At 68.3% G+C, this 7,476-nt stretch carries 8 protein-coding genes; 6 read left to right on the top strand and 2 right to left on the bottom strand.

Translation table 11 applies throughout. The annotated features are described in order from the left end of the window. A partial coding sequence (locus tag A5789_RS30515; protein WP_082941061.1) for a GXWXG domain-containing protein occupies nucleotides 1-455 on the bottom strand: 455 nt, incomplete at its 3' end. An 82-nt stretch (nucleotides 456-537) separates the two neighbouring features. Here A5789_RS30515 and A5789_RS30510 point away from each other — a divergent pair. Further along, entirely contained in the window at nucleotides 538-1,086 is a 549-nt protein-coding gene (locus A5789_RS30510) for a TetR family transcriptional regulator (protein ID WP_030513844.1), read from the top strand. Between the two features lie 101 nt (nucleotides 1,087-1,187). Continuing rightward, nucleotides 1,188-2,027: a glucose 1-dehydrogenase gene (locus A5789_RS30505; RefSeq protein WP_064906618.1), complete on the top strand. Its 840-nt coding sequence runs from the start codon at nucleotides 1,188-1,190 to the stop codon at nucleotides 2,025-2,027. A gap of 8 nt (nucleotides 2,028-2,035) precedes the next feature. On the opposite strand, the gene A5789_RS30500 is transcribed toward A5789_RS30505, so the two are convergent. Further along, nucleotides 2,036-2,560 carry a DUF4383 domain-containing protein gene (locus A5789_RS30500; RefSeq protein WP_063015568.1) on the bottom strand — a complete coding sequence of 175 codons (525 nt, stop codon included), beginning with the start codon at nucleotides 2,558-2,560 and terminating at the stop codon, nucleotides 2,036-2,038. 176 nt (nucleotides 2,561-2,736) lie between these two features. Between A5789_RS30500 and A5789_RS30495 the strand changes: the two genes are divergently transcribed. Genes A5789_RS30495 through A5789_RS30480 form a run of 4 tightly spaced genes read left to right on the top strand, consistent with a single transcriptional unit; the run spans nucleotide 2,737 to nucleotide 7,314 of the window. Then, nucleotides 2,737-5,163, top strand: a complete 2,427-nt coding sequence (locus tag A5789_RS30495; RefSeq protein WP_082941064.1) for a molybdopterin oxidoreductase family protein — start codon at nucleotides 2,737-2,739, stop codon at nucleotides 5,161-5,163. Beyond that, complete coding sequence (locus tag A5789_RS30490; protein WP_064906619.1) at nucleotides 5,160-5,648, top strand: hypothetical protein; 489 nt, start codon at nucleotides 5,160-5,162, stop codon at nucleotides 5,646-5,648. The genes A5789_RS30495 and A5789_RS30490 overlap by 4 nt, the downstream gene beginning before the upstream one ends. A gap of 32 nt (nucleotides 5,649-5,680) precedes the next feature. Then, nucleotides 5,681-6,505, top strand: coding sequence for a BON domain-containing protein (locus A5789_RS30485; RefSeq protein WP_063015570.1), 825 nt, complete (start codon nucleotides 5,681-5,683; stop codon nucleotides 6,503-6,505). 29 nt (nucleotides 6,506-6,534) lie between these two features. After that, nucleotides 6,535-7,314 carry a metallophosphoesterase gene (locus A5789_RS30480; RefSeq protein WP_197516771.1) on the top strand — a complete coding sequence of 260 codons (780 nt, stop codon included), beginning with the start codon at nucleotides 6,535-6,537 and terminating at the stop codon, nucleotides 7,312-7,314. The last annotated feature ends 162 nt before the right edge of the window (nucleotides 7,315-7,476 follow it).

The following is a 7,476-nucleotide window of genomic DNA, read 5'->3' as shown; positions in this document are numbered from 1 at the left end:
GGAGCCGTGTGACGGGAGACTGTCACGCACGGTTCTGAGAGCGGCGGTGGGTGAGATTCCCGCCGCCGACTCACCTCGTCGAGGCGCTTGAAGTGGTCGAACACCGCGCGGCCGTCGTAGACCATGGTCGCGGTGACCTCGCCGCGAAATTCGATATTCCACAGCGTGGCCTTGCCGCCGCCCGATTCGACATCGGAGAACAGCGTGCCGTCCTCGGCGCGGCAGATCAGCGGTTCGGCATCCATCGTCGAATGGAAGGTCTTGCCGTACCAGCCGCTCTTGTCGAGTGCGCGGCACAGCGGATGTCCGGTGCGGAAGGCGGCGCCTTTCCATTCGCCGAGGATGTCCTCGGCGCGTACCACCGCGAGGTCGGCCCACAGCCGGTCCAGCTCGTCCGTCGTTACCCCGCTCGATTGCGCCGCCAGCTCGCGCCAGCGTTCGGTCGTCCCGGTCATCGCTTCCTCCACAGTTTCCCGAACCAGTTGGTTCGGCAACCTACACCCGAACCAACTGGTTCGGCAAGATAGGATCCGCGGTATGCGCGCAGCAGGCCATGCCACCAGGGAGCGAATCCTCGCCGCGGCCAAGGCGGAGTTCGCCCGCTACGGCGTGGCCGGAGCCCGGATCAACCGGATCGCGGAGGCGGCCAATGCCAGCAAGGATCGCCTGTACGCCTATTTCGCCGGCAAGGACGATCTCTACGCGGCGGTGACCGAGCAGTGGGCGACCGAGACCACCGCCGAGACCGCCCTGGACGCGGGCGATCTGCCGTCCTATGTCGGCAGGCTTTTCGATCACTATCTGCGAAACCCCGACAACGCCCGCCTGCAGGCGTGGGCGGAGATCGAACGCACCGACATCCCGGGCGCCGACGAGGCGATCCGCCGCGCGGTCGCACCCAAGATCGCCGAGATCCGCCGCGGTCAGCGCGCCGGGGTCATCACCGGCACCTTCCATCCGCTGACGCTGCTGACCCTGCTGACCGATCTCGCCCGCACCTCCGCGGTCCACGCCCTGCACGACGACGATGCCGAGGACCGGCGCGCGGCCACCGTTCTCGCGGCCCGGCGGCTGATCGCCCCCTGAGCGTGGCGCCGGTTTGCCCGCCGTGGTCGCGGGTAGCGCGAGTGCTGAGGCTCCACGCAAGCGCGGGGCTTCCACCGCCGCCACGTCGACAGGAGATCGCGATGGGTTTTCCGGAGCAGCAGCAACAGGTCCCCGGGGTGCAACAGCAGATGTCTCCGCGACCGGACTGCGGGGAGCACAGCTATCAGGGATCGGGCAAGCTCACCGGAAAGGCAGCGGTGATCACCGGCGCCGACAGCGGAATCGGCCGGGCCGTGGCCATCGCCTTCGCGCGCGAGGGCGCCGATGTGCTGATCTCCTACCTCGACGAGCACGAGGACGCCCGACAGGTCGTCGCGCTGGTGGAGCAGGCGGGCCGCAAGGCGGTCGCGGTACCTGGCGACCTCTCCGATCCCGAACACTGCAAGGCCGTCATCGACCGCGCTGCAACCGAATTCGGCAAGATCGACGTGCTGGTCAGCAACGCCGCGTATCAGATGACGCACGAAAGCCTCGACGAGATCTCCGGCGAGGAATGGGATTACACGTTCAAGCTCAATGTCGGCGCGCTGTTCCATCTGGTGAAGGCGGCCGTCCCGCATATGCCGGCGGGCGGCTCGATCATCGGCAGCTCCTCGGTGAACTCCGATATGCCCTCACCGACGCTGGCGCCCTACGCCGCCACCAAGGCGGCGATCGCCAACTTCTGCGCCAGTCTCGCGCAGATGTTGGGGGAGAAGGGAATTCGCGTCAACAGCGTGGCGCCCGGTCCTATCTGGACGCCGCTGATCCCGTCCACGATGCCGGTGGAGAAGGTGCGCAACTTCGGCGACGACGTCCCGCTCGGTCGGGCCGGGCAACCCGCCGAGCTCGCCGCCTCCTATGTGCTGCTGGCCTCCGACGACGGCAGCTACATCTCCGGCGCGCGGCTCGCCGTGACCGGCGGCCGGCCGATCCTCTGATCGGCCCGTCAATCGGTCCGGCCGTGGCCGGTCCCGGGCGGCGGAGCGGACTCCGGCCGTCCCGGCTGCGGAGAGCCCTCGAACAGGATGGGACGGTCGGCCGGGCCGAGGAACAGGCCGAACAGCAGCATCGCCGCGCCGAGGCCCAGATGCAGCCAGTTGTCCGCGGTGTTGACCGGAATGACGTTCGCGGTCGACTCCTTGTCCACGACCAGTCCGTACACCCACAGCGCGAGATAGACGACACCGCCTGCGATGAGGTAGGTCCGCGCGGTCATCGTCGTGCGGCCCATCGCCAGACCCGCGACGCCGAACACCAGGTGCACGGTGTTGTGCAGCCCCGAGACCTGGAACACCCCGAACAGTTCGGCGCCGGAATGGTGCCCGCTCCAGGTGAGCATGTCGTAGTTCGTGGTCACGCCCGGAATGAACCCGAGCACCCCGACCACCAGGAACGCCGCCCCGACCAGATAGGCCGCGGCCTGCACCGGGGAAACCCGCGCCCGATGCCGAGGTACAGATGCGGTGGCCATCGCTGCTCCCTTCGAGTGCCGACGATTCGCCCGTATCTCCGAAGGTAACCGCACCGGACCGCCGCAAACAGCGCGAAGCAGTTACAACCCGGTGAGCGCGGGTATGGCGCACACAGACCTGGGCTATCGCCAGGACCGGTCCGCTTCGTCCGCCACTCTTCGTCTCCGAGGTGACCATGCATATCCGATCCGGCACAGATACGGCCGGGACGAGTGAACACGACCGCATCGCACACCCGTGGGGAACACGAACTCCGTACGGCCCCGGCCAGGCGTGGCCGGAGCGCGTGGATATGTTCCTGGCCGAAGGTGTGCGCGAGGACATGGTGGAACGCTGGGTGCCGACCGCCTCGGTGCTGCACTCCAACGGCGACGCCATGGATATCGCCGTGCACGAGGGACGCATCGTGGGAGTGCGCGGCCGCGCCGGGGATCGGGTCAACCGCGGGCGGCTGGGACCGAAGGACCTCTTCGGCTGGCAGGCCAACAATTCACCCGACCGGCTGACGGCCCCGCTGGTGCGTCGGCGCGGCAAACTGGTCGAAACCGATTGGGACACAGCCATGTCGATGGTGGCCGAGCGGACCCGCGAGCTGCTGGGCGAGCGCGGGCCGGGCTCGATCGGCTTCTACACCACCGGGCAGTTGTTCCTGGAGGAGTACTACGCGCTGACCGTCCTGGCCCGGGGCGGCATCGGCACCAATCATCTCGACGGCAACACCCGGCTGTGCACCGCCACCGCCGGTGAGGCGTTGAAGGAATCCTTCGGATCCGACGGGCAGCCCGGCAGTTACGCCGACGTCGACCACGCCGACGTGATCGCGCTCTACGGCCACAACGTCGCCGAAACCCAGACCGTGCTGTGGGCGCGCATGCTCGATCGCCTGCGCGGCCCTAATCCGCCCGCCCTCGTCTGCGTCGATCCGCGCACCACGCAGGTGGCGCGCGCGGCCACCGTCCATCTGGCGCCGCGCCCGGGCACCAATGTGATGGTGATGAACGCGCTGTTGCACGAGCTGATCCGCAACGACTGGATCGACCGCGACTACATCGACGCGCATACGGTCGGATTCGACGAACTGCGCAAACAGGTCGCCGACTGCACGCCCGAACGCGCGGCACAGGTCTGTGATGTGCCGGAGGCCGATCTGCGGGCCGCGGCGCGGATCATCGGCACGGGCGAGCGGGTGCTGTCGACCGTGTTGCAGGGCTTCTACCAATCCCATCAGGCCACCGCGGCCGCGGTGCAGGTCAACAACATTCACCTGATTCGCGGCATGCTCGGCCGGCCCGGCTGCGGCGTCCTGCAGATGAACGGCCAGCCCACCGCGCAGAACACCCGGGAATGCGGGGCCGACGGCGATCTGCCGGGATTTCGCAACTGGGCCAACGATTCTCACGTCGAAGAACTGGCCCGGCTGTGGAATGTCGACCCGCAACGCTTACCGCACTTCAGCGCGCCGACGCATCTCATGCAGATCCTGCGCTTCGTCGAGGACGGGTCGATCCGCTTCCTCTACGTCAACGGCACCAATCCGGCGGTGTCGCTGCCCGAACTCGCGCTCGTTCGCGCCCTGCTGTCGCAGCGGCGGCTGTTTCTCGTCGTGCAGGACATCTTCCTTTCCGAGACAGCGCAACTGGCGGATGTGGTGCTGCCCGCGGCGACCTGGGGTGAGAAGACCGGCACCTTCACCAATGCCGACCGCACCGTGCACCTGTCGGAGAAGGCCGTCGAGCCGCCCGGGGACGCCCGGCCCGACCTGGACATCTTCCTCGACTACGCCCGCCGCCTGGATCTGCGCGACGCCGACGGCGCACCGCTGCTGCCGTGGCGGACGCCGGAGGAGGTGTTCGAGCAGTGGAAGCGGTGCAGCGCGGGGCGCCTGTGCGACTACTCGGCCATGACCTACGCGAAACTTCGCGCGCGCGGTGGCATTCAATGGCCGTGCACCGAGGAGCATCCGGACGGCACCGAGCGGTTGTACGCCGACGCGACATTCCGTGCGGCGCCGCAGGATTGTGAAACCTACGGTCGCGACCTGATCACCGGTGCTCCGCTGGAGCCGACGGAGTATCGCGCGCTGAACCCGGAGGGCCGCGCCGTGATCAAGGCGGCGCAGTACCTGCCGCGGCACGAGACGCCGAGCGAGGAATATCCGTACGCGCTGATCACCGGTCGTACGCTCTACCACTTCCACACTCGCACCAAGACCGGCCGCGCACCACAACTGCAGGCCGCCGCGCCGCAGGTGTGGGTGGAGATGGCGGCCGAGGACGCCCGGCGGGAGGGATGGGACGACGGCGACCTGCTGCGCATCCGCACCGCACGCGGGCAGGTGACGGCCCGGCTGCGCACCGGCGCCATCCGCTCCGGCGTGGTCTTCCTTCCGTTCCACTACGGCTATTGGGATACCGCGGCCGGGGATCGCCCCGCCGGCAAGGACGGCACCGCCGCCAACGAGCTCACCCCCACCGAGTGGGATCCGGTCTCGAAACAACCGCTGTTCAAGTCGGGCGCCGCCGCAGTGGAACTCGTCCGGCCCGCTCGGCGATCGGAACGTGTCACCACACCGGCGGTCGAACTGGAGCGGAGTGCGCGATGAACGACCTGGACGCCGTGCTCGCCGAGATACACCGCAGCGAGACCCATCTGGGAAAGCTGCTGATCCGCACCGCCGACCGGCACCGCACCGATCACGAGGTCCACCACGTGTGCCGGGACCTGCTGGTCTGGACCGACGACCATCGCCGCAAACTGGCCGCCGTCGGGGAAGACCGCGGTCTGCATCTGGACCCTTCGCCGGTGACGGCCGCCGGATCGGTGGAATCGGTCCGGAGGGCGCTCGGCACCGTGGTGGGGCGCCGCCATGCGCCCGCCCTGCTGTTGCTGCGCGATCTGCGCGAGATTCACAGCTACGCCGCGGTGGTCTCGGTGAACTGGGAAATCCTGGCGCAGGCGGCACAGGCGGGGCGAGACAGCGAACTGCTGGAACTGGCCTCCGACTGCCATCCGGAGACGTTGCGGCAAATGCGCTGGGCCAACGCCAAGATCAAGGAGACCGCGCCGCAGGCCGTCGCGACGCCGTGAATACCGCTGCCCACGGCGGGTATGCGCCCGCTATGACTGCCTCGATAGAGCAGTTGCTCCACACGCTCACCAAGGTGGTGAACGCGCTGCTGGCCCACGAGATCGACTTCGCGGTCGGCGGCGGTTGTGCGGTCTACGCCCGCGGTGGTCCCGCGAGCGACCACGATGTCGACATCTACGTCAAACCCGTCGACGCCGGCCGCGCCCGCGACATCCTGACCGCATCCGGGCTGCACGCCGTCGACCCGCCCGAGGACTGGCTGACCAAGGTGTACGACGGAAATACGCTGGTGGACTTGATCTTCCGGCCCAACTACCGCAACGTCGACGACGATCTGCTGGGCCGGGCGACCTGGATGCGGATCGGCCCGGCGGCGGCTCCGGTGCTCAGTGGCACCGATCTGATGGTGGACAAATTGATGGTCCTCGACCCGCACCGGCTCGATTTCACGCGGTTGCTGGCGATCGCCCGGGATCTGCGGGAACAGGTCGACTGGCGGCGCGCGCGGGAAGAAACCGCGGTGTCGCCGTACGCGCGGGCGTTTCTGGCGCTGATCGAGGATCTCGGAATCGGAGGTGAGGTCATGGCTCAGGACTCGGGCGACGAGGTGTTGCCGCAATATCTGGTCGCGAATCTGCGGCGGGCTTTCGCGGAGGACCCGCGCACCGCCGAACTCGGCGTGCAGGTGACCATCCGCGGCGCCGTGGTGGTGCTGTGCGGGGAGGTCGGCAGCGAACAGCAGCGCAGCGATCTGGAGGACATTGTGCGCGAGCACGCGCCGAAACTGCGCATTCACAACGATATTCGGGTTACCTCCACGCAGGCGCCCACCGTCGATCACGAACGGCTGAGCTGATGACGGGCGCCGAACGGACGACGGACGGGGTGGTACGCATCGCGGCGGTGGCCGATATCCACCTCGGCGCGGAATCGCAGGGGACCCTGCGCCCCGCATTGGAACGACTGCCCGAGGAGGCCGACGTCCTGCTGGTCGGCGGCGACCTCACCCGGCACGGCACTCTCGACGAGGCGCGGGTGGTCGCGACCGAACTGGGGGACCCCGGTGTGCCCGTGATCGCGGTGCTCGGCAACCACGATCACCATTCCGATCGGCAGGACGACATCACGGCCCTGCTGTGCGATCACGGGATCCGGGTCCTGGAAGGGACCTCCACCACGGTGACCGTGGGGCCTCACTCGCTGGGCGTCGCGGGCACGAAGGGATTCGGCGGCGGCTTCGCCGGAAAGTGCGCGAGCGTCTTCGGCGAGCGGATCATGCGCGAATTCGCCTCCTACACCGTCGATCTCGCCGACGCGCTGCACGTCGCACTGTGCCGGCTGGACACCGATGTGAAGGTCGCGCTCACCCACTATTCACCCTGCGGGGACACCCTGCACGGCGAGCCGCCCGAAATCTATCCGTTCCTGGGCTCGTATCTGCTCGGTGAGGCGATCGACACCTGCGGCGGCGCCGATCTGGCGATCCACGGGCACGCCCACGCCGGATACGAGCGCGGCACCACACCGGGTGGGGTGCGGGTGCGCAATGTGGCCCAGCCGGTGATCCGCGCGGCGTACACGGTCTACGATCTGGAGGTACCGGAGCGGGCGGCGACGTCCGGTGTGCCGGCCGAGTCGGCCGAGGCCGCGCGGACTCCGGCCTGACGAGCAATTGCGGTGTTATCCGGTTGGGAAGTGCCGCCGAACTTCTGGCAATTCCCTCCGGGCTGCGGAATCATTTGTGGAGAATACTCATCGGCGGGTGCGGGCAACTGCCGCCCGAGCGGCGGGAATTCCCTTCCCGCCGATGCGGGGAAGGATTGTTCC

This window comes from Nocardia sp. 852002-51101_SCH5132738 (assembly GCF_001665695.1).
Classification (GTDB): Bacteria; Actinomycetota; Actinomycetes; order Mycobacteriales; family Mycobacteriaceae; genus Nocardia; species Nocardia nova.
This window is presented reverse-complemented; position numbering and strand designations above follow the sequence as displayed.